This window comes from Aquincola tertiaricarbonis (assembly GCF_023573145.1).
Classification (GTDB): Bacteria; Pseudomonadota; Gammaproteobacteria; order Burkholderiales; family Burkholderiaceae_C; genus Aquincola; species Aquincola tertiaricarbonis_B.
On record NZ_CP097635.1, the window covers coordinates 2,224,256 to 2,245,634 of the forward strand.

17 protein-coding genes are annotated in these 21,379 nt (G+C 71.2%); 9 read left to right on the forward strand and 8 right to left on the reverse strand.

What is annotated here, in order from left to right; genetic code table 11:
- Positions 1-62 precede the first annotated feature (62 nt).
- Positions 63-977, reverse strand: a complete 915-nt coding sequence (locus MW290_RS10265) for a LysR family transcriptional regulator (RefSeq protein ID WP_250194566.1) — start codon at positions 975-977, stop codon at positions 63-65.
- Positions 978-1,075: 98 nt separating this feature from the next.
- Between MW290_RS10265 and MW290_RS10270 the strand changes: the two genes are divergently transcribed.
- Entirely contained in the window at positions 1,076-2,227 is a 1,152-nt protein-coding gene (locus tag MW290_RS10270; protein WP_250194567.1) for an alpha/beta hydrolase, read from the forward strand.
- Positions 2,228-2,244: 17 nt separating this feature from the next.
- Positions 2,245-2,988, forward strand: a complete 744-nt coding sequence (locus tag MW290_RS10275) for an SDR family oxidoreductase (protein ID WP_250194568.1) — start codon at positions 2,245-2,247, stop codon at positions 2,986-2,988.
- Here MW290_RS10275 and MW290_RS10280 read toward each other — a convergent pair.
- The 7 genes from MW290_RS10280 to MW290_RS10310 all read right to left on the reverse strand — a co-directional run bounded on the left by MW290_RS10280 (position 2,957) and on the right by MW290_RS10310 (position 11,559).
- Positions 2,957-4,327: a DUF3526 domain-containing protein gene (locus MW290_RS10280; RefSeq protein WP_250194569.1), complete on the reverse strand. Its 1,371-nt coding sequence runs from the start codon at positions 4,325-4,327 to the stop codon at positions 2,957-2,959. The genes MW290_RS10275 and MW290_RS10280 overlap by 32 nt on opposite strands.
- On the reverse strand, positions 4,324-5,805 hold the full coding sequence (locus MW290_RS10285) for an ABC transporter permease (RefSeq protein ID WP_250194570.1): 1,482 nt from the start codon (positions 5,803-5,805) through the stop codon (positions 4,324-4,326). The genes MW290_RS10280 and MW290_RS10285 overlap by 4 nt, the downstream gene beginning before the upstream one ends.
- Positions 5,802-6,542, reverse strand: a complete 741-nt coding sequence (locus MW290_RS10290) for an ABC transporter ATP-binding protein (protein WP_250194571.1) — start codon at positions 6,540-6,542, stop codon at positions 5,802-5,804. Before MW290_RS10290 ends, MW290_RS10285 begins: the two co-directional genes overlap by 4 nt.
- Before the next feature lie 11 nt (positions 6,543-6,553).
- Positions 6,554-8,728: a TonB-dependent siderophore receptor gene (locus tag MW290_RS10295; protein WP_375142741.1), complete on the reverse strand. Its 2,175-nt coding sequence runs from the start codon at positions 8,726-8,728 to the stop codon at positions 6,554-6,556.
- Positions 8,729-8,889: 161 nt separating this feature from the next.
- On the reverse strand, positions 8,890-9,291 hold the full coding sequence (locus tag MW290_RS10300; protein WP_250194572.1) for a hypothetical protein: 402 nt from the start codon (positions 9,289-9,291) through the stop codon (positions 8,890-8,892).
- A 49-nt stretch (positions 9,292-9,340) separates the two neighbouring features.
- Positions 9,341-10,579, reverse strand: coding sequence for a flagellar hook-length control protein FliK (gene fliK / locus MW290_RS10305; RefSeq protein ID WP_250194573.1), 1,239 nt, complete (start codon positions 10,577-10,579; stop codon positions 9,341-9,343).
- A 74-nt stretch (positions 10,580-10,653) separates the two neighbouring features.
- Positions 10,654-11,559 carry a flagellin N-terminal helical domain-containing protein gene (locus tag MW290_RS10310; RefSeq protein ID WP_250194574.1) on the reverse strand — a complete coding sequence of 302 codons (906 nt, stop codon included), beginning with the start codon at positions 11,557-11,559 and terminating at the stop codon, positions 10,654-10,656.
- 250 nt (positions 11,560-11,809) lie between these two features.
- On the opposite strand from MW290_RS10310, the gene MW290_RS10315 reads away from it, so the two are divergent.
- The 7 genes from MW290_RS10315 to MW290_RS10345 all read left to right on the forward strand — a co-directional run bounded on the left by MW290_RS10315 (position 11,810) and on the right by MW290_RS10345 (position 21,215).
- On the forward strand, positions 11,810-13,879 hold the full coding sequence (locus tag MW290_RS10315; protein ID WP_250194575.1) for a 4-oxalomesaconate tautomerase: 2,070 nt from the start codon (positions 11,810-11,812) through the stop codon (positions 13,877-13,879).
- A 41-nt stretch (positions 13,880-13,920) separates the two neighbouring features.
- Positions 13,921-15,003: a porin gene (locus tag MW290_RS10320; protein WP_250194576.1), complete on the forward strand. Its 1,083-nt coding sequence runs from the start codon at positions 13,921-13,923 to the stop codon at positions 15,001-15,003.
- A gap of 8 nt (positions 15,004-15,011) precedes the next feature.
- Positions 15,012-15,890, forward strand: a complete 879-nt coding sequence (locus tag MW290_RS10325) for an HTD2 family dehydratase (protein WP_250194577.1) — start codon at positions 15,012-15,014, stop codon at positions 15,888-15,890.
- Positions 15,891-15,906: 16 nt separating this feature from the next.
- The gene (locus MW290_RS10330; RefSeq protein ID WP_250194578.1) at positions 15,907-17,088 is read left to right on the forward strand and encodes a CaiB/BaiF CoA transferase family protein; all 1,182 of its coding nucleotides are present in this window, start codon (positions 15,907-15,909) and stop codon (positions 17,086-17,088) included.
- On the forward strand, positions 17,088-17,903 hold the full coding sequence (locus MW290_RS10335) for an HpcH/HpaI aldolase/citrate lyase family protein (RefSeq protein WP_250194579.1): 816 nt from the start codon (positions 17,088-17,090) through the stop codon (positions 17,901-17,903). The genes MW290_RS10330 and MW290_RS10335 overlap by 1 nt, the downstream gene beginning before the upstream one ends.
- A 34-nt stretch (positions 17,904-17,937) precedes the next feature.
- Positions 17,938-19,284 carry a class-II fumarase/aspartase family protein gene (locus MW290_RS10340; protein WP_250194580.1) on the forward strand — a complete coding sequence of 449 codons (1,347 nt, stop codon included), beginning with the start codon at positions 17,938-17,940 and terminating at the stop codon, positions 19,282-19,284.
- A gap of 101 nt (positions 19,285-19,385) precedes the next feature.
- Complete coding sequence (locus tag MW290_RS10345; RefSeq protein WP_250194581.1) at positions 19,386-21,215, forward strand: CgeB family protein; 1,830 nt, start codon at positions 19,386-19,388, stop codon at positions 21,213-21,215.
- The last annotated feature ends 164 nt before the right edge of the window (positions 21,216-21,379 follow it).

Below are 21,379 nucleotides of genomic sequence, written 5' to 3' on the forward strand. Positions count from 1 at the left end.
CACCGCCTTCAAGGCCCGCTTCACCCTGGCCGGGGTGGGCGGGCTTGTTTTTTGGCGGGGGCTCAGCTGCGCTTGCGCACCCTCGCCGGCGGCTGGCGCAGCGCGTCCACCACCAGCGAGAAGGCCGGTGATGGCTGGCGGCGGTGCGGGTAGTACAGGTAGTAGCCTTCGAAGGGCGGGCACCAGTCCTCCAGCACGCGTTGCAGCCGACCTTCTTCGAGGTGCGGCGCGAATTCCTCTTCCGGCAGGTAGGCGATGCCCAGGCCCTGCAGCGCCGCCTGCACGATGTGCGGCGTGCTGTTCAGCGTCACCTGGCCGGTGACCCGCACCTTCAGATGCTTGTCGCGGCGCTCGAACTCCCAGGCATAGAGGCCGCCCAGCGTCGGAAAGCGCAGGTTGATGCAGCGGTGCCCGGTCAGGTCTTGCGGTACCTTGGGTGGCGCATGGCGCGCGAAGTACTCGGGCGTGGCCACCGCGGCCATGCGCAGCCGCGGGCCGATGGGCACGGCGATCATGTCCTTGTCGATGGTGTCGCCCAGGCGCACGCCGGCATCGAAGCGGTCGGCCACGATGTCGCGAAAGCCGTAGTTCACGTCGAACTCGAGCTGGATGTCGGGGTAGGCCAGCAGCAGCGGCGCCAGCCGGGGCAGCAGCGTGCTGCGCAGCACGTGGTCGCCACAGGTGATGCGCACGGTGCCGGAGGGCTTGTCGCGCAGCGCCGACAGCTCGTCCAGCTCGGACTCGATCTCGTCGAAGCGGTGGCCGATGGCCTGCAGCAGCCGCTCACCGGCCGCGGTGGGCGACACGCTGCGGGTGGTGCGGGTGAGCAGCCGGATCTCCAGCCGCGCTTCCAGCCCGCTGATGGCCTGGCTGAGCGCCGACTGCGTGACCCCCAGCAGGGCCGCCGCGCGGGTGAAGCTGCCTTCGCGCGCGACGGTGACGAAGGACAGCAGGTCGTTGAGGTTGCGCTTGATCACGGCGTCAGTGTCCCACTCGGATTGATCAGTTTGGCTAATGGAGCATAGAAGCTTTGATTAGCTAGTCAAGCGGGCCGCGGATTTCCAGAATTCGCTCCATGAACCAACCGCTTGAAAGCCCTGGCGCGCAGGGCATGGACCGTCGCAGCGCGCTCAAGATCACCGCCGCCACGCTGGGCGTGGCCAGCCTGGGTGCACAGGCCGCACCCCGGGCCGGCAGCACCGCGCCGGCGCTGGGCAGTGCCTGGGACAAGACCTTCCCCCGCAGCGACAAGGTCGTGCACCGCAAGGTGAGCTTTCGCAACCGCTACGGCATCACGCTGGCGGCCGACCTGTACCAGCCCCGGGGCGCCAGCGGCCGGCTGGCCGCACTGGCCATCAGCGGGCCCTTCGGCGCGGTCAAGGAGCAGTCGTCGGGCCTGTATGCGCAGACCCTGGCCGAGCGCGGCTTCGTGACGCTGGCCTTCGACCCTTCGTACACGGGTGAAAGCGGTGGCCTGCCGCGCCACGTGGCCTCGCCCGACATCAACACCGAAGACTTCAGCGCTGCGGTGGACTTTCTCGGCCTGCAGCCGAACGTCGACCGCCAGCGCATCGGCGCCATCGGCATCTGCGGCTTCAGCGGCATGGTGCTGACGGCCGCTTCCGCCGACCCGCGCATCAAGGCGGTGGCCACCACCTCGATGTACGACATGTCGCGCAGCATCAGCCGCGGCTACCAGGATGGCTACACGCCGGCGCAGCGCCAGCAGGTGCTGGCCTACCTGGGCGAGCAGCGCTGGGCCGATGCGGAAAGCGGCCGCTATGCCCCCGGCCTGCATGAGCTGCCGTTTGATGCGCAAGGCCGCATCGTCACGGGCACACGGGTGCTGCCCGAGACGCTGCCTGCCAACCCCAACCCGGTGCTGCGCGCCTTCTTCGACTACTACCGGCAGCCGCGCGGCTTTCATCCCCGCAGCATCAACTCCACCAGCGCGTGGACGGCCACCACGCCGATGGCGTTCTTCGCCTTCCCGATGCATGCGCACATCGGGATGATCGCGCCGCGCCCGGTGCTGCTGGTGGCTGGCGAGAACGCGCATTCGCGCTACTACTCGGAAGACGCTTACCAGGCCGCCAGCGGCCCCAAGGAACTGCTGATCGTGCCGGGCGCGGACCACGTAGACCTCTACGACCGGCTGGACAAGATCCCGTTCGACCGGCTCACCGACTTCTTCCGCCAGCATCTGGCGGGCCAGGCCGCGGCCTGACATCCAAGGAAACTCTCATGATCAAGGACAAGGTCGTCATCATCAGCGGTGCCTCTTCCGGCATCGGCGAAGCCACCGCGCGCCTGCTGGCCCGCCAGGGCGCACGGGTGGTGCTGGGCGCACGCCGCGAAGACCGGCTGCAGCAGATCGCGCAGGACATCCGCGCCCGCGGCGGCGCCGCGGTCTGGCGCACGCTGGACGTGACCCGGCAGGAGGACAACGACCGCCTGGTGGAGCTGGCCAAGGCCGAGTTCGGCCGCGTGGACGTGAGCTTCCTCAACGCCGGCCTGATGCCGGTCTCGCCGCTGTCGGCGATGAAGACGCACGAGTGGCACCAGATGGTGGACGTCAACATCAAGGGCGTGCTCAACGGCGTGGCGGCGGTGCTGCCCAGCTTCATCGCCCAGAAGTCGGGTCAGGTGATCGCCACCTCGTCGGTGGCGGGCCTGAAGGCCTACCCGGGCTGTGCGGTGTACGGCGGCAGCAAATGGTTCGTGCGCAACTTCATGGAGGTGCTGCGCATGGAGTCGGCGACGGAAGGCACGAACATCCGCACCACCACCATCTACCCGGCGGCCATCAACACCGAGCTGCTGGGCAGCATCAGCGATGCTTCCACGCTGGGGGCGATGCAGGGCCTGTACCAGACCTACGGCATCGCGCCCGAGCGCATCGCCAGTGTGGTGGCCTTCGCGATCGACCAGCCGGAGGACACCACGGTCAACGAGTTCACCGTCGGTCCGGCCAACCAGCCCTGGTAGGCCAGCGCCAGGCCAGCGCGGCCGCCACCAGCGCGGCCGCGGCCAGGCCGGCCAATGACAGGGCCGCCGCATCCTCCGGCCGCGGGCTGGCGGTGAAGCGCGGCTGCGCCGCGAAGTCATGGCGGGTGAAGCGCCGCTCGTCGAACAGGTAGGGGTAGTAGTACTGCCGCAGCCGCGCATGGAAGGCGGCGATGTCGTCCTGGTAGGCCAGCTGGGCCTGCAGGTCGGTCTGGGCCTGGCGGTGCAACGCCGTCTGCACCCCCACGCCGGGCAGCAGCCAGCCCAGGCGGGCCGTCCATTGCTGGCGGGCCAGCAGGCTGGCGCGGTAGGCCTGGAACGCTTCAGCCACCGATTCGTCGCCCAGCTGCTGGAAGGCGTAGTACCACTTCCAGCTGAAGCCGGCGGGCAGCGCCGTGCTGTGCTGCCACTGCGGATGGCCGCTGAAAAAGCGCTGCAGCGTGGCCTCGCGCGGCTCGTCCCAGCCGCCGTGCACCGCTTGCCGCTGCGCCAGCATCAGGTCCACGCCCTGGTGCACCGGCACCGCGCGGGCCAGCACCGCATTGGCCAGCGTGGGCAGCAGCAGCGTCAGCAGCACCCAGCCGCCCACCAGCGCGGTGGCACTGGCGGCCGGGCTGGCGATGCGGGTGGCCAGCACCACCGACAGCGCAGCCCAGAACAGCACATAGGCCGTGGTGGCCGCCACCACGCCGGCCAGCAGCAGCCCCGGCATGCCTTGCCACAGGGCCGCGATCAGCACCGGCAGCAGCAGCCCGCCCAGGGCCAGCCCCGCGCGCAAGCCGGCGCGGCGCAGCCACAGCCCGCGCCCGCTGCCGCCAGGCAAGGCCAGCAGCAGCCCCAGCCGGCCGGCACGCCGCTCGCCCGACACCAGGTCGTACAGCAGCGCGATCAGCACCAGCGGCGCCAGGTACACCAGCACGAAGGCATAGTCGAAGCGGCCCGCCAGCGCCAGCTCGGGGTTGAAGGTCTCGCCTTCATGCAGCTGTGCCTGCAGCGCCAGTGCACGCACCCGCAGCACGTAGGGCGTGGCATCGCGCAGGCCCAGCGCCAGGAAGGCGGCCGGCGAAGGCGCATCCCAGGTGTCGTGGAAGGTATAGTAGGCGGCGGTGCCCGCCTCACCCGCACGGGTGAGCTTGGCGGCCTGGTCTTGCAGCACCTGCTGCTGCAGCTGCGCCAGGTGGGCCAGCGTGTGCTGCTGGCGGGCCGCCTCGCGCAGGCCGGCCAGCACCGCCAGCGTGGACAGCGCCAGCAGCAGCACCAGCGCGGCCACGTCCGGCCGGCTGCGCACCAGCAGGCGCGCTTCATGGGTCCAGGCATTCATCGCACCATCCTCCCCAGGCGGCGGGTGGCCGCGGCCAGCAGCAGCGCCAGCACGCCGGCCCAGCCCAGCAGCACGCCGGCCGCGGGCGCGGCCCGACGCAGCGCATCGGCGACCGGCGGCGGCGTGAAGGAGAAGTCGGCCAGGCCGTGCCAGTGCTCGCGGCCGATGCGCACGTCGCGCGTGGACTTGTCCTGCGCAAACTGCACCTTCTCCGCCTGCAACTGGTTCAGTGCCTGCACCAGGCGGTAGCGGTATTGCTCGGCCTGCTCCACGAAACGCCGGTAGCTGGCCAGGTCGGTGCCGGCCGCGGCCATGGACACGCGGCGCAGCGCCAGCACCGGGCTCAGCAGCGCAAAGCGGTCCACCCACTGCAGCTGCGTGGCCTGGCGGCCGAAGCTCTCGGCGGCGTGGCGGTTGAACAGTTCGCTGGTCAACCGCTCCCCCTCCATGCCCAGCAGGCCCTTGTAGTTGACGGGCAGGTCTTCCACCCGGCTTACGCCGTACTGCGCCAGCACCTGGCGTTTGAAGGCGCTGAAGTACGGGTCGTCGGGGTTGTGGCTGTCGCCCAGCGCGGCCAGCTCGCGGGCCACCTGGATGTCGGTCTCGAAGCGGGTGGGCAGGGCCTGCAGCGATGCCGCAGCCTCCGGCGCCAGCCGCGGCACCAGCACCACGCTGCAGGCCCAGGCGGCCAGCAGCGCCACCAGCGCGTCGCGCCCGCGCGGCAACCAGGCCGAGACCGCCACCACCGCCAGCACCCACAGCGCCAGCCACAGCCCGTGCGCGGCCAGCAGCAGCGCGGCCAGGCCGGCCGGTGCCGTGGTGGTGACGGTGATGGCCGCCAGCGCCACCGCAGCGGGCAGCAGCATCAAGGCCGCCACGCCGCCCAGCGCCAGCAGCTTGCCGGCCACCAGCTGGCCGGGCCGCAGGCCCTGGGCCAGCAGCACCCGCAGCGTGCCCGATTCACGCTCGCGCGCCACCGATGCATGGCCGATGAACACCAGCAGCAGCGGCGCCAGCACCTGCAGCACGAAGGCGGGCGTGAGCTGGCCGAAGCGCAGCAGCAGCGACGACTGCCGCACGTCGCCGAAGTTGGCGCTGTTCTGCCGGTGGCCTTCCAGGTACAGCGTGTGGCCGGTGTAGCCATCCACGCCGGGGTCGAAGGCGGCCAGCGGGCTCAGGGGCCGGAACACGAAGTGACCGTAATGCACCATGCGGTGCGGGTGGCGGTCGGGCTGCGATTCGAAGTCTTCATGCGCCTGCGCCTGGTAGCGGCTGCGCTGCGCCTCGGCGTTGCGCTGGCTGTCCCAGGCGGTGAAGGCGGCGGCCACCAGCAGCATCAGCAGCAGCACCAGCGCGGGCATCGCCACCTTGTCGCGGCGCAGCAGCCGCCACTCCTCCTGGGCGATGCGGCGCACCATGCCGCCAGGGCGCGGGCGGGCGGCCGGCGCGGCATGGGCCACGGGCACGGCGGCCGTCATGCCGCCACCTCGGGCGCGGCATAGCGCTTGTGCAGCTCGCGCACGTCGAAGCGCTCGCTGCCGGTGGCGCCTACCTCCTCGCGCAGGCGGCCGCCGTCGATGAAGCCGATGCGGTCGGCCACGTCGGCCGCGCCCAGCAGGTCGTGGGTGACCATCAGCACCGCCACGCCCTGGGCCCGCAGCCACAGCAGCAGGCGGCTGAATTCGGCGGTGGCGCGGGGGTCCAGGCCCGAGGTGGGTTCGTCCAGCAGCAGCGCCGGCACCCGCCGCGCCAGCGCCAGCGCGATGGCCACCTTCTGCCGCATGCCCTTGGAGAAGCCGCCCACGCGGCGGTCGTGGGCGGCCGTGTCCAGGCCGGCTTCCGCCAGCGCGCGGCCGATGTCCCCCGCCTCGGCCGGCTGACCGGCCAGGTGCAGCAGGTAGCTCAGGTTTTCGCGCGCGCTCAGGTGCTCGTACAAGGCCACGTTTTCGGGGATGTAGGCCAGCCGGCTGCGGGCGGCGGCGGGCTGGGTCACCGGGTCGAGGCCGTCCACCCGCACCTGGCCGGAGGCCGGCTGCAGGAAGCCCAGGAACAGGCTGAGCGTGGTGGTCTTGCCGGCGCCGTTGGCACCCAGCAGCGCATAGATCTCGCCGGCCTGCACCTCGAGGTCGAGCCCGTGCAGCACGGTGCGCGTGCCGTAGCGGGCGGTGACGCCGTTGGCCTGCAGCACGGCGGAAGGAGCGATGGTGTGGGTCATCGTGAAGGTCCTCAGAACCGGGCCTGCAGGCCCAGCGTGAAGTTGCGCGGCGTACCCGGCGTCACCCACACGCGGCTGTAGGAGCTGGTGTAGTAGTCGCGGTCGAAGAGGTTGTCCACGTCCAGCGTCAGCCGCAGCGTGGGCGTGATGCGCCAGTAGCCGGTGAGCTTGGCGGTGGTATAGGCGGGCAGTTCGAACGCGGGCGTGCCGGCATTGGCCTCGGCCTGGGTGCGGGCCTGGCCCAGGCGCTTGCCCATGTGGGTGACGCCGCCGCCGATGCCGTAGCGCTGGCCGCTGGCCAGCGTGTCTTCCCACACCGCCAGCAGGCTGCCGTTGACCTTGGGCACGTTGAGCAGCCGCCCGCCCACTTCCAGCGTGTTGTCGCGCGTGATCTCCACGTCGTTGACCACCAGGCTGGCATTCACGCGCCAGTGGCTGCTGACCTGGCCCGCCAGGTCGAACTCCGCGCCGCGGCTGCGGATCTGGCCCGCGGCCACCGAGAAGCCGGCATTGGCCGGGTCGGCGGTGAGCACGTTGTTCTTCTCGATGTGGAACAGCGCCGCCGTGGCGCCCAGCCGGCGGTCGGCGCTTTCCCACTTGGCGCCCAGTTCCAGCGCCTTGCCGCGCTCGGGGCTGAAGCTGTTGGCACCCACGTCACTGCCGGTGTTGGGCCGGAAGGAGCGGCCTGCATTGGCATACACCGTCCATTGCGGCGTGGCCAGCCAGCTCAGGCCGATGCGCGGCGAGGTGGCGTTGGGCTGCTGATCGGTGGTGACCCCAGTGCGCCGGTTGTCCAGCGACTGGTCGTAGCGGTCCATGCGCAGGCCGGCCACCAGGCGCCAGGCCGGTGCCAGCGTGATCGCGTCTTGCATATAGAGCGCGGTGTTGCGCTGGCGTTCCAGCGTGCTGGTGTTGGCCACCGGCGTGGGCTGGGCCTGGCCGTACACCGGGTCGTAGATGTTGATGGCGTAGGGCGCGGTGCTGCTGGGGTTGATGCGCAGCATCACGCTGTCCATGCGGAAGCGGAAGGTCTCCAGGCCCACCAGCAGCTCATGCGCCACCGTGCCGGTGCGCAGCTTGCCTTGCAGCTCGGCCTGCAGCGCCACGTCCTCGGACTCGTAGTCGCGGTAGCGGCGCTGGCGGGTCAGCGTGCCGTCGGCGCGCAGCGCAGTGGCCTCGGTGGAGAAACCGTCCAGCGTGGTGCGGCGGGCCGACAGGCCCACGCGGCTGCGCCAGTCGTCGTTCCAGTGGTGGGTGAGGATGAACTGGTGGGTCTGGTTGGCCACCGTCACGTCACCATCGGCCGGCTCGCCCAGGAAGCGGCTGACCGGGATGGCGCCCAGCCGGTTGTCCACCGCCACCACGCCGCGGTCCAGCGGCGTCTGGTGGCGCAGCAGTTCGCCCACGTAGTCCAGCGTGGTGTCCGCCGACAGGCGCCAGGTGAAGGCCGGCGCCAGCACCTGCCGCCTGGCGCTGACGTGGTCACGGAAGCTGTCGCGGTCTTCCAGCGCGAGGTTCAGGCGATAGGCGAAGCGCTCGCCCAGCGGGCCGGTACTGTCGAGCGCGGTGCGCTTGAGGCCATAGCTGCCGACATAGCCTTCGAGCGAATGGCCGCTGCGCCACAGCGGCTGCTTGGACACGATGTTCAGCGTGCCGCCGGGCTCGCTGCTGCCGTACAGCGCGGCGGCCGTGCCCTTGAGGAACTCGATGCGCTCCACGCCGGCCAGGTCGCGCGGCGCGTTGAAGCCGCGGTTGGACGAGAAGCCGTTGAGCAGCGTGGCCATGCCGGTGTTCTCGTTGCCGGGCAGGCCGCGGATGGCGATGTTGTCCCACAGGCCGCCGAAGTTGTTCTGGCGCGAGACACCGCCCACGTAGTCCAGCACGTCGTCCAGCTTGGTGGCGCCCAGGTCGTCGATGGCCTGGCGGGTGACCACGCGCACCGACTGCGGCAGCTCGCGCAGCGACAGGTCGCTCTTGGCGCCGGCGGCTTCGGCCGCGTGGTAAGCGCCCGACTGGGTGCGGCCCACCACTTCCACCGCCTGGGCGGGTTCGGCGGGGGTCTGGGCCAGGGCTGGCGCGGCCAGGCCGGCCAGCGCCAACACCAGGGGATGGGGTCGGCAGGGGAAGGTGGCGACCAGGGAACGGGGGGCAGACCGGCGATGGCCGGCGGAGATCAGGCGAGGCATGGGATGCAATCAACAGGACCCGCCCGGTGGTGGTGGAGGCCGGGCGGATCGATGACAGAGGAAGGGCGGGCCGCAGGCGCACGGCCACGCGCTGGCCGGCTGCCCGACATGAGTCGGGTGCCTGCGGGCGGCGGCGGTGCAGGGTGGGCGGAGGCGGGGTATCAGCCCCAGGCGGGCGGATCGCGCGAAGCGAAGCGCCAGCGGCCCGGGCTGGGCAGCACCGTGTCGCGCGGTGGCGCCGGTGGGGCCTGGGGCGCGGCCAGCGGCAGCAGGTGGGCCGGTGTGGGCGGGGGCGCGGCTGCCGCGGCGAGCTGGCTGAGGGCGTGGCAGCCCAGGCACAGGTCGTCGGCGGTCGGGTCGGGAGCCTCCGCCGGCGTGGGCTGCCGCGCACCGTTCGCTGGTTCAGCGGCGGCGCTGCGCAGCGCTTCCATCGCCATCACCCCACGCGGGGTGGCGGAGCCAGCATGCCGATGCAGGGCCTGGTGCGCGACCATGCCCAGGGCCATGTTCAGCAACAAGGCCCACAGCAGGGTGCGCGACAACAGCGGACGGGACAACAGCATGCGCATGGCGGCGCGCATCATACTGTTGAGAATTGAATATCGATAGGGTTCAGCCGTCTTCGGCGTCGGGCCATCCGTCGGCGGCCACCAGCGCGTCCACCTGCTGCAGCACCAGCACCACCTCGGCGGCGGCGCGGAACAGGGCGGGCGCCAGCGCCGCGGGGCCGGGCGGCAGCATCAGCGGCGGGGTGGCGAAGGCAGCGCCATGGCCGGCGCCGCGTTCCAGCCGCCAACGCAGCAGGCGCAGGCCGGCCTGGGCCAGCGCCACGGTGAATTCGGGCAGCGCGGCCTGGATGCAGGGCAGGGCGGCCTCCTGCTCCACCGCCATCGCCATCCACACGCCGCCCGGGGCCAGCTGCAGCTGCACCACCAGCCGGCCGAGCATCGGCATGTCCAGCGCCAGCCGCATGGCCGGCACGCCGCGCACCGGCGGCGGCGGAGGCGGAGGCGGAGGCGGGTCTTCGGGCTCCGCTTCCACCAGGCGCATGGCCACGGGTTGGCCATTCCAGGCGTGCAGCAAAAAGCCCAGCTTGTCGGGGCCCATGGTGGGCAGCGCCGGCAGCCGTGGCTCGGCCGTCGGCGGCGGCACCATGGACTGCGAGGCCGCCAGCGGCAGCAGGGCCAGCGAAGGAAATTCGGCGGTGGCCCAAGCCGGCAGCGCCGGCTCGCCGCTCCAGGCCGGGGTGCCGGCGGGCCGGGCCAGCGCGGCCATGCCGGCAGCGGGCGCAGTCCGTGGCACCGCCGGCGCGCCGGGCGGCTCGGAGGCGCGGCCATCGCCGCCCACCGCGGGCGTGCCCCGGGCGGCGCGGCCGGCGGCTTGCGCCGCGGCGGCCAGGCCCAGCTCCAGCGCCAGACCCAGGCTGGCCGGTGCGCCGGGCCCCGGCTCGGCCGGCAGCCGGTGGCCGCTGAGCACCAGGGCCCGCCAGGCGGCTGCCAGCGGTGCGGCCGGGTTGCTGCCGGCGCGCAGCAGTTGGGCTTCACCGGGCAGTTGTGTGGCCTGCAAGGGCGCTGGCAGGGTCTCGCCGTTGCCGGCGCCGGGGGCCTGGCCGGGGTGGCCGCCCTGGCGGCCTTGAGGGTCGGTCGCCGCCGCCAGCAAGCCGGGCGGCAGCCCGGGCCGCATCGAGGGCAGTGCGCCCAGCGTCGAATCGCCCAGCGTGCCGCCGGAGGGCGGCCGCGCCGCCACCGGCGCCGGGCTGGCCGGCGTGGCGGGCTGCCCGGCCTCGCGGGCGCTGGGCCAGGTGGCCGGCACGCGGGCGACGGGCGAGATGGCGGAGATGCGTTGGGCCATGGCCGGGCAACAAAAAAGCCAGCCCGGTGGGGGCTGGCTGGTCGATCAGGCGGCGTTGTCGCCTCTCACGGTCATCAGTTCAGCAGCGACAGGGCGAGCTGGCTCATGCTGGACGATTGCTTGAGCATCGAGGTGCCGGCCTGCAGCAGCAGCTGCTTGCTGGTCATGTTGGCGGTTTCGCTGGCGTAGTCCACATCGGTGATGCGGCTCTTGGCGGCAGCGGTGTTGGTGCTCATGTTCGACAGGTTGTTGTAGACGTGGTCCAGGCGGTTGGACGCAGCGCCCAGGGCCGAGCGGACGGTCGAGACGTCCTTGATGGCGGTGTCGATCAGGGCGATGGTGGCGTTGGGCGAGCTGGTCAGCTCGGTGCCCACGCTGCCGGCGCCTGCCGTCGAGTCGTAGGTGGAGCTGATCAGGCCGAGCGAGCCGGAGTCGGCCGTCAGGCTGTTGGCGGCGGTCGAGATGTTGACCAGCATGGTTTCGCTGCTGGCTGCGCCGATCTGGAAGGTCACGCCGCCGGTCGCCGAGAACTTGCTGACCGACATGGAGGCCGTGCTGGTGCCGGTGCCGAACAGCTTCTCGCCACCGAAGGAGGTGTTGGAGACGATGTTCTTGAGTTCCGAGCCCAGGGCGTCGTACTCGGCCTGCATGGCGGTCTTGTCGTCGGCGGTGGCCGAGCCGTTGGAGGCTTCGGTGGCCAGGTCCTTCATGCGCAGCAGGATGTTGGTGACTTCGTCGAAGGCGCCTTCGGCCGTCTGCATCATGGAGATGCCGTTTTGCGTGTTGCGCATGGCCACGCTCATGCCGCGGGTCTGGGCGTCCAGGCGGGTGGCGATCTGCAGGCCGGCGGCGTCGTCCATCGCGCTGTTGATGCGATAGCCGGTGCCCAGGCGGGTCAGCGAGGTGGACAGGCCGCGCTGCGTGTTGGTCACGGCGCTGGTGGTCGACAGGGCGGCGGAATTGGTGTGCAGGCTCAGCATGGTGGCGACTCCGTTTCGGGGGGTGGGCAGCGCTGTGCCGCCCTTGCCATCACAAGGCGGCGGTCGGCCGGCGGCACTTAAACGCCGCGGTGACGATTTCGTGCCGCCAGGGCCCGAATCTGCATCTGGCCGGTCGATCCGTGACATACGGCACGAACCGAAGGCGCGTCCTATTTCATTGCGCCGCATGCATCAATCGATCAGAAAGATGCAATTCAAAGAATGATGGCAAAGGCCGAGCATCGCGGCCATGCAACGAACCATCCCTTGTGTGCTGATGCGGGCCGGCACTTCCCGCGGCCCGTTTTTCCTGCGTGAATGGCTGCCGGCCGACGAGCGTGAGCGCGACGAAGTGCTGATCGGCGCCATCGGCGCCAGCGATCCGCTGCAGGTCGACGGCGTGGGCGGCGGCAGCACCCTCACCAGCAAGGTCGCCATCGTTTCGCGCTCCCAGGAGCCGGGCTGCGACGTCGACTACCTGTTCGCCCAGGTGGGCGTGGGCCAGCGCTCGGTGGACACGCGGCCCAACTGCGGCAACATGCTCTCGGGCGTCGCGCCCTTCGCCATCGAGCAGGGCCTGGTGCAGGCCCGGGACGGCGAGACCACCGTGCGGGTGTTCAACGTCAACACCCGCTCGCGTATCGACGTGACGGTGCTGACCCCCGGCCGCCGGGTGGTGTACGCGGGTGACACCCGCATCGACGGCGTGGCCGGTACCGCGGCGCCGATCCGCCTCAATTTCCTGGACGCCTGGGGCGCCGTCACCGGATCGTTGTTTCCCACCGGCCGCCGCATCGACCGCATCGACGGCGTGGACGTCACCTGCATCGACGCGGCGATGCCGCTGGTCATCGTGCGGGCGGCCGACCTGGGCCTGGCCGGTGGCGAGACGCCGGCCGAGCTGGACGGCAACGCCACGCTGCTGTTGCGCCTGGAAAAGCTGCGCCGCGCCGCCGGCGAGGCCATGGGCCTGGGCGACGTTTCGCAGAGCGTGATTCCCAAGCCGGTGATCGCCAGCGAAGGCGACAGCCCCGACAGCATCACCTCGCGCTACTTCACGCCGCGCCGCTGCCATGCCTCGCATGCCGTCACCGGCGCCATCGGCGTGGCCACCGCCTTGGCGCTGCCCGGCACCGTGGCCAGCGGCCGCAAAGGGGTGGCAGGCGTGCGCCAGATCGCGGTGCTGCATCCGCAGGGCCGCATCGACATCGAGGTGGCGGTGGAAGGCGAGGGCAACGACGCCGTGATCCGCCGCGCCGCCCTGGTGCGCACCGCCCGAAAGATCTTGCAGGGGCAGCTGGAGCTGCCCGACTACGTGTTCCCCACATCCACAGAAGGAGACAAGCCCATGAAGAAGATCCTGGCCCCCGCCGCCCTGGCCGCCGCCGCCCTCATCGGCGCCGCCGTGCCCGCCGTGGCGCAGACCTATCCCACCAAGACGATCACCATCGTCGTGCCCACGGCCGCCGGTGGCGGCAACGACGCGATGGCCCGCACCATCGCGCAGAAGCTGGGACCGCTGCTGGGCCAGACCATCATCATCGACAACCGGGCCGGCGCCAACGGCTCCATCGCCAGCGAGTTCGTGGCCCGCGCCGCGCCCGATGGCCACACGCTGATGCTGGGCTACATCGCCACCCATGCGATGAACCCCGCGCTGCAGAAGCTGCGCTACGACCCGGTGGCCAACTTCGAGCCCATCGGCCTGGTGGGCTATTCGCCCACGCTGATGGTGGCCAACGCCAACACCAAGGTGAAGGACGTCAAGGACCTGGTGGCCCAGCTCAAGGCCAAGCCCGACAGCTACACCTATGCCTCGGCCGGCAACGGCACGGCGCCGCACTTCGCGGCCGAGCTGTTCAAGCTCAATGCCGGCGTCGAGATGCTGGGCGTGCCCTACAAGGGCGCGGCGCCCGCGGTCAGCGACACCATCGGCGGCCAGACGCAGTTCATGTTCCCCAGCCTCTTCACCGCGCTGCCACACGTCAAGGCCGGCAAGCTGAAGGCGCTGGCCGTGGCCGGCCCCAAGCGCTCGCACCTGCTGCCCGACGTGCCCACGCTGAAGGAGGCCGGCGTCGATGGCGTCGAGGTGCAGCAGTGGTACGGCTTCTTCGCGCCGGCCAAGACGCCCAAGCCGGTGATCGAGAAGCTCAACCGCGCGCTGAACCAGGTGCTGGCCGATCCCGAGATCGTCAAGCGGCTGGAGGACCACGGCGCCGACGTGGAGACCAGCACGCCCGAGGCCTTCGGCGCGCTGGTCAAGACCGAGCTGGACAAGTGGAAGAGCGTGGTGCAGCGCGCCCGCCTGACCGCCGACTGACCCGTCCGCCTGCCCATACCCATACACAACAAGGAGACCGCATGAAGCATCCGCACCCCGTCGCCCTGGCCGCCGCCGCGCTGGTGGCCGGCACCGCCGCCCAGGCCCAGTCCAACGTCACCGTCAGCGGCATTGCCGATGCGGCGGTGCGCGTCGTCTCCAACCAGGACCGCGGCAGCGTCAAGTCGCTGGTCAGCGGCAGCAACAACACCAGCCGCCTGATCTTCCGCGGCACCGAGGACCTGGGGGATGGCCTGTCGGCCGGCTTCCACCTGGAGCACGGCATCCGCCTGGACAGCGGCGAAGCGGTGCAGAGCACGCAGTTTTGGGACCGCCGCGCCACCGTGAGCCTGGCCAGCCGCACGCTGGGTGAGCTGCGCGCCGGCCGCGACTTCGTGCCCAGCTACGTCGCCTGGAGCCGCCACGACCCGTTCAGCTACGTGGGCGTCGGTGGGTCCACCAACCTGATCTCGGCAACGCCCAACGGCCCCATCCGCAACACCTTCGGCACCGCGGCCAACACCGTGGTGCGCTCCAGCAATGCAGTGCAGTGGATCGCGCCGGCCGGCCTGGGCGGCTTCGAAGGGGGCGTGCTGGTGGCCGCCGGTGAAGGCGGCACCGCCGCTTCGGGCCAGGCCAAGGTGATGGGCCTGCGTGCCGGCTGGGCGGGCGGTGGCTTCAACCTGGGCGCGGCCCACACCCGCAGCGAAAACGACCGCACCGAGGCGGCTGGCGCCTTCAAGGACACCACCCTCGGCGGCGGCTGGGATGCCGGCGTGGCGCGTGTCTCGCTGGCCTGGCGCCGCTTCGACCAGGCCGATGCCAGGCAGACCAACTGGCTGCTGGGCGCCTGGGTGCCCGTGGGTGTGGGCGAAGTGAAGTTCTCGTACCTGAAGGCCGATTTCTCCGGCCGCGTGGGCCGCACCGACATCGGCGCCAACGGCAGCCGCCAGCTGGCCGCCGGCTATGTGCACCCGTTGTCCAAGCGCACTGCGGTGTACGCCACGGTGGCCCGCATCGACAACGACGGCGCCAGCGCGCTGGCCATTCCGGGCGGCGCCGCCGGCCTGGCCGCGGGTAAGCGCTCCACCGGTACCGAGCTCGGCCTGCGCCACAACTTCTGAGGCGCCGCATGAGCACCCCCCACACCGAAACGGTGGACGCCGCCGCCTTGGCCGCCTGGATCGGCCGCAGCGAAACCCTGCGTGACCAGGTGGGCGCCACGCCCGTGCTGGCCTTGTCCGCGACGCTGGACCATCCAGCCGCAGAGGCCCCAGCCGGCACGCCCTTGCCGCCACTGTGGCACTGGCTGTACTTCCTGCCGCGCCACCGCCAGTCGGAAATCGGCGCCGACGGCCATGCCAGGCGCGGCGGCTTTCTGCCGCCGGTGCCGCTGCCGAGGCGCATGTGGGCGGGTGGGCGTTTCCAGTTCCATGCGCCGCTGCGCGTGGGCGACGAGATCGAGCGCACCTCCACCATCGAGGACGTGCAGGTCAAGCACGGCCGCACCGGCACGCTGGTGTTCGTCACCGTGCGGCACGAGGTGCGCCGCCATGGCGAGTCGGCGCCGGTCATCGTCGAGCACCACGACATCGTCTACCGCGCGGCCCAGCAGCCGGGCGATGCACCCCCGCCGCCGCAGGCCGCCGAGACCGGCGCGCCCTGGCAGCGCGAGATCGTGCCCGACGACGTGCTGCTGTTCCGCTACTCGGCGCTGACCTTCAACGGCCACCGCATCCACTACGACCGCAAGTACGTGACCGAGGTGGAGGGCTACCCGGGCTTGATCGTGCACGGCCCGCTGATCGCCACGCTGCTGATGGACCTGCTGCGCCGCCAGGCGCCCGGGGCCGAGGTGGCCAGCTTCCGCTTCAAGGCCGTGCGGCCCACCTTCGACCTCCATCCCTTCCGCGTCAACGGCGCGCCTTCGGCCGACGGCAAGACCGTGCGGCTGTGGGCCCAGGACCATGAAGGCTGGCTGACGATGGATGCCGTGGCCACGCTGCGCTAGACGCCAGGAGCACCCGATGCAACCTCTGAAGGGACTCACCGTCGTCACGCTCGAACACGCCATCGCGGCGCCGTTCGCCACCCGCCAGCTTGCCGACCTAGGCGCCCGCGTGATCAAGATCGAACGGCCGGGCGTCGGCGACTTCGCCCGCGGCTACGACCAGCGCGTGCGCGGCCTGGCCTCGCACTTCGTGTGGACCAACCGCAGCAAGGAAAGCCTGACGCTGGACGTCAAGCACCCCGGCGCCGCCGAGGTGCTGCAGCGCCTGGTGCTGGAACAGGCCGACGTGCTGGTGCAGAACCTGGCCCCCGGCGCCGCGGCGCGGCTGGGCCTGGGCTACGAGGCACTGGCGGCCAAAAAGCCCTCGCTCATCGTCTGCGACATTTCGGGCTACGGCGCCGACGGCCCCTACCGCGACAAGAAGGCCTACGACCTGCTGATCCAGGCCGAGGCCGGCTTCGTCTCGGTCACCGGCACCGCCGAAGAGCCTTGCAAGGCTGGCCCATCCATCGCCGACATCGCGGCCGGCATGTACGCCTACACCAACATACTGGCGGCCTTGCTGGAGCGGGGCCGCACCGGCCGCGGCCGCCACATCGACATTTCGATGCTGGAAGCGTTGTCGGAGTGGACCAGCTACCCGCTGTACTACGCCTTCGATGGCGCGCCGCCGCCGCCACGCACCGGCGCCGCGCACGCCACCATCTACCCCTACGGCCTGTTTCCCACCGGGGCCGATGGCGGCAGCGTGCTCTTCGGCCTGCAGAACGAGCGTGAATGGGCCAGCTTTTGCCACACCGTGCTGCAGCAGCCGGCGCTGGCGCAGGACGCGCGCTTTGCGGGCAACGCCAGGCGCGTGGCGGCGCGCGACGAGCTGCGCGCGATCATCGTCGACGCCTTTTCGCCACTGACCGCGCCGCAGGTGGTCGAGCGGCTGGAAGCTGCGCAGATCGCCAACGCCCGCGTGAACACCATGCACGAGGTGTGGGCGCATCCGCAGCTGCAGGCCCGCGACCGCTGGCGCGAGGTGGGCTCGCCGGCCGGTGCGCTGCCCGCATTGCTGCCGCCCGGCAGCTGGCATGAAGAACCCCGCATGGACCCGGTGCCCGCGCTGGGTGAACACACCGACGCCATCCTGTCCGAGCTGGGCCTGGACGCCGCGGCCATCGCGTCGTTGCGCGAAGCGAAGGCCATCTGATGGAGCCGCGCAGCTACCTGTTCGTGCCCGGCGACCGGCCGGCGCGCTTCGGCAAGGCCCTGGCCAGCGGGGCCGACGTGGTGGTGCTGGATCTGGAAGATGCGGTGGCCGATGCGGCCAAAAGCGCGGCGCGCCAGGCCATCGCCGAGGCGGTGCTGGCGCTGCCGGCGACCGAGGCGGCACGCATCGCGGTGCGCATCAATGCCGCCGGCATGCCGGACCATGAACAAGACCTGCGCCTGGTGCGCGCACTGCCGCTGGCGGCGGTGATGCTGCCCAAGGCCGAAGACGCCGCCGCGCTGGCCGCGCTGCACCAGGCACTGCCCGGCATCGCGCTGCTGCCGCTGTGCGAAAGCGCGCTGGGCGTGTCGCAGGCGCTGCCGCTGGCTGCCGCGCCGGGCGTGCAGCGCCTGGTGTTCGGCACGCTGGACTACGCGCTCGACCTGGGCCTGGATCTGGAAGACGACCTGGCGCCGCTGGAACAGGCGGCGGCGCAGCTGGTGCTGGCCTCGCGCCTGGCCGGCCGCGCCGCGCCGGTGGCCGGCGTCACGCCGCAGCTGGGCGACGCGCTTCGTCTGCAGGCCGACACCACCTGGGCGCTGCGCCGCGGTTTCGGCGCCAAGCTGTGCATCCACCCCGACCAGGTGGCGCCGCTGCATGCGGCGATGGCCCCCGGTGCGCAGGCACTGGCCTGGGCTGCACGGGTCCTCGAAGCGGATGCCGCCTGCCCCGGTGCGGCCCGCGTCGATGGCCGCATGGTCGATCGGCCGGTGGTGCTGCAGGCGCAGCGCACATTGGCACGCGCCGGGCGCTGACCCCGTCCCCATTTCAACGAGGAGACACACCACCATGGCCGCTTCCATCATCGATTCCAGGATCTTCCAGGGCATCTTTTCCACCGACGAGATGCGCCACGTCTGGTCCGACGAGAACCGCACGCAGAAATACCTCGACATCGAACGGGCGCTGGCCGTGGTGCAGGCGCGGCTGGGCCTGATTCCGCAGGAGGCGGCCGACGAGATCGTCAGCCACTGCACGCTGGACCAGATCGACATGGCGCGGCTGCGCCAGCAGACCGAGCGCATCGGCTACCCCATCCTGGGCGTGGTCACCCAGGTCAACCAGCTGTGCCGCGACAAGCTGGGCGAGTTCGTGCACTGGGGCGCCACCACCCAGGACATCACCGACACCGCCACCGTGCTGCAGATCCGTGAGGGGCTGGCCCTCGTCGACAGTGAGCTGGCCGCCATCTCCGCGGCCATGGCCCGGCTGGCCCGGGAGCACCGCGACACGCCGATGATCGGCCGCAGCAACCTGCAACAAGCCATCCCGGTGACCTTCGGCTACAAGATGGCCGGGCTGCTGTCGGCCATCGAGCGCCACCGCGAGCGCCTGGCGCAGCTGAAGGAACGGGTGCTGGTGGGCGAGTTCGCCGGTGCCGCGGGCACGCTGGCCTCGCTGGACAAAGGCGCGATGGAGACCCAGGCCGGCCTGTGCGCCGAGCTGGGCCTGAAGCAGCCGCTGATCGCCTGGCACACCATCCGCGACAACATCGCCGAGGTGGGCGCCTTCCTGGGCCTGGTGGGCGGCACGCTGGGCAAGCTCAGCATGGACGTCAAGCTGATGATGCAGACCGAGGTGGGCGAGGTGTACGAGCCCTACCACCACGGCCGCGGCAGCAGCAGCACCATGCCGCAAAAGCGCAACCCCATCAGCAGCTGCTACATCCATGCCGCCATCAGCGTGGTGCGTCAGCATGCGGCGGCGCTGATGGACGCGATGGTGGCCGACCATGAGCGCAGCACCGGCCCCTGGGAAATCGAATGGATCGTGCTGCCCGAGGCCTTCTGCCTGATGGCCGGTGCGCTCAAGCAGAGCCGCTTCGTGCTGGAAGGCCTGCAGGTGGACGCCGCGGCGATGCGCCGCAACGTCGACCTGACCGAAGGCCTGGTGATGAGCGAGGCGGTGATGATGGGCCTGGGCCCGTACATCGGCCGCGAGTACGCGCACGACCTGGTGTACGACCTCTGCCGCCAGGCCATCGCCGAGAAAAAGCCGCTGCTGGACCTGCTGGCCGCCCACCCCGAGATCGCGGCCCACGTGGACCGCGCGGCGCTGCAGGCCATGCTGGATCCGGCCAACTACCTGGGCCAGTCGGGCGTGATGGTGGATCGGGTGCTGGCTTCGTTGGGCTGAAGAATGCGGCCCTAAATCGCTGTTCATCGCGGTCTTGGTGGCCGGCGGCCTGCCTACAGTGATGCGATCCGTGCCCTCGCGCACCCACCCGACGCGTCACCATGCAGATTCCGCCGGTCCACATCGCCGTCATGCAGCCCGCGGGCTACATCTACTCGCTGGCCTTCATCGACCATGCGCGCTACTTCCGCCACCAGTTCCGGCGGCTGGGCGCGCAGGTCAGCATCGGCAAGAACCGGCTGCGTGAAGACGCGGTGAACTTCGTCTTCGGCGCGCACATGGGCTTTCCGGCCGAAGAGGCGCAGCGCCATGCCTGCGTCTTCGTGAACCTGGAGCAGCTGGGCGAGGGCGGGGCGGCGGTGTCGCCCGACTACCTGCAGCTGCTGTCCCGCTCGGCGGTGGTGGACTACGACGTGGACAACACCGCCGCCTATGCCGCCGACCCGGCCGACGTGCCCATCGTGCCCTTCCTGCATGCACCCTACCTGCAGGATGCGCAGCCCATCCCGCTGGCCGAGCGGCCGATCGACCTGCTGTTCTTCGGCAGCGTGAACGAGCGCCGCCGCGAGTTCCTGCGGCATGCGGAAGCCAGCGGCGCCACCGTGGCTTGCTTCGACCACCCGTTGTTCGTGGAAGAGCGCGACGACTACATCCGCCGCGCCAAGGCGGTGATCAACTGCCACTTCTACGACACCAGCCGCTTCGAGCAGGCGCGGGTGTTCCAGTGCCTGTCGCTGGGCACGCCGGTGATTTCGGAGCGCACGCCGCGCACCCGTGCACCGGCCGCCTACGATGACGCGGTGTTCTGGCTGCAGGACACGCCGCACACCGCACGCTTCTTCCGCGAGGAGTTCGGCACGCCCGGTTTTTTCGCCGAGGCAGAGCGCAAGCTGGCCGGCTTCCGGCAGCATGATCCGCAGGACGTGTATGCCCAGGTGCTGACCTTTGCGGTGGCTTATGCCGACACCCACTTCCGGCTGCATCCGCAGCAGGTGTGGACGCCGTCGGAACTGCACGTGGGCTCGGGTGATGCCTACCAGCTGGGTTGGCTGAACGTGAGCACGCAGGCCCGCACCCAGCCCGACCTGGCCTTGGACCTGGGGGCCGACGCGCTGCCGCTGCCGCTGCACGTGCCCACGCTGCTCGGCGGCGAGGTGCTGCTGCAGGCCGGCCAGCTGAGCCGCGTGTACATCTCTGACCTGACCACCACCGAAGGCAGCTTTGACCGGCTGATGGGCCATGCGCTGGCGCTGCTGCAGACTGGCGGCGAATGCGTGGTGGACGTGCCGGTGGCGCATGGCGAACCCGACTGGGCCGTGGTGTGCCACGAGTTCTGGCGCCTGGGCTGGATGGACGAGCGCTTCGAGCTGCAGGCCTCCGGCTGGCTGGACAGCCACCGCCGCCCCTGCGCCCGCGAGCAGGCCGAATTCGCCCGCACCGTGCTGCGCAAGATGGCCACCACCCACCACGAGCGCACCCAGGCCCGCATGATGCGCGCCGACTTCGGCGGCCTGCCGGACGATCTGGCGCTGGTGCCGGCGCCGGTGGCGCAAGCCCCGGCATTGCCGACGCAGCCACGACCCGAGGCGTCCACGATGCCGCAGGCCGTGCCGGCGCCCACCACGCTGCGCCAGAAGGCGTTGCAGCTGATGCAGGACGATGACGTGGCCCCCGCGCCCGTCACCGCCGCGGCGGCGGCGCAGCCGGCAGCTCCTGCCGCCGCCAGCCGACCGGCCGTGCGCCCCGCCTTGACGGTGCCCGACATCGTCCGCACCAGTGCGGCCGCCCGCAGTGCGGCGCCATCCGCAGCGCCCGCGGCTGCGGCGCCGGTGGTGGCGACGGCGCCCGCCGCCACACCGGCCGCCCCTGCAGAAGCCGGTGCACCTGCCCGCCGTCGCCTGGACGACGTCTTCGCTTCGCTGCTGAACTGACCGATCCGGCCTGATCCGCGAAGACGGCACCGCCTGGCGGTGCCGTTTTTCATGGGGCCGCCGGCAAGCCGGATGAAGCCTCGTTTTTGCGGCGGTGTTCACGGTTTTTGCCTGTGGGCCGCGTTCTTACACTGCCCTGGAAGTCGCGGGCTCGGTGCCTGCGT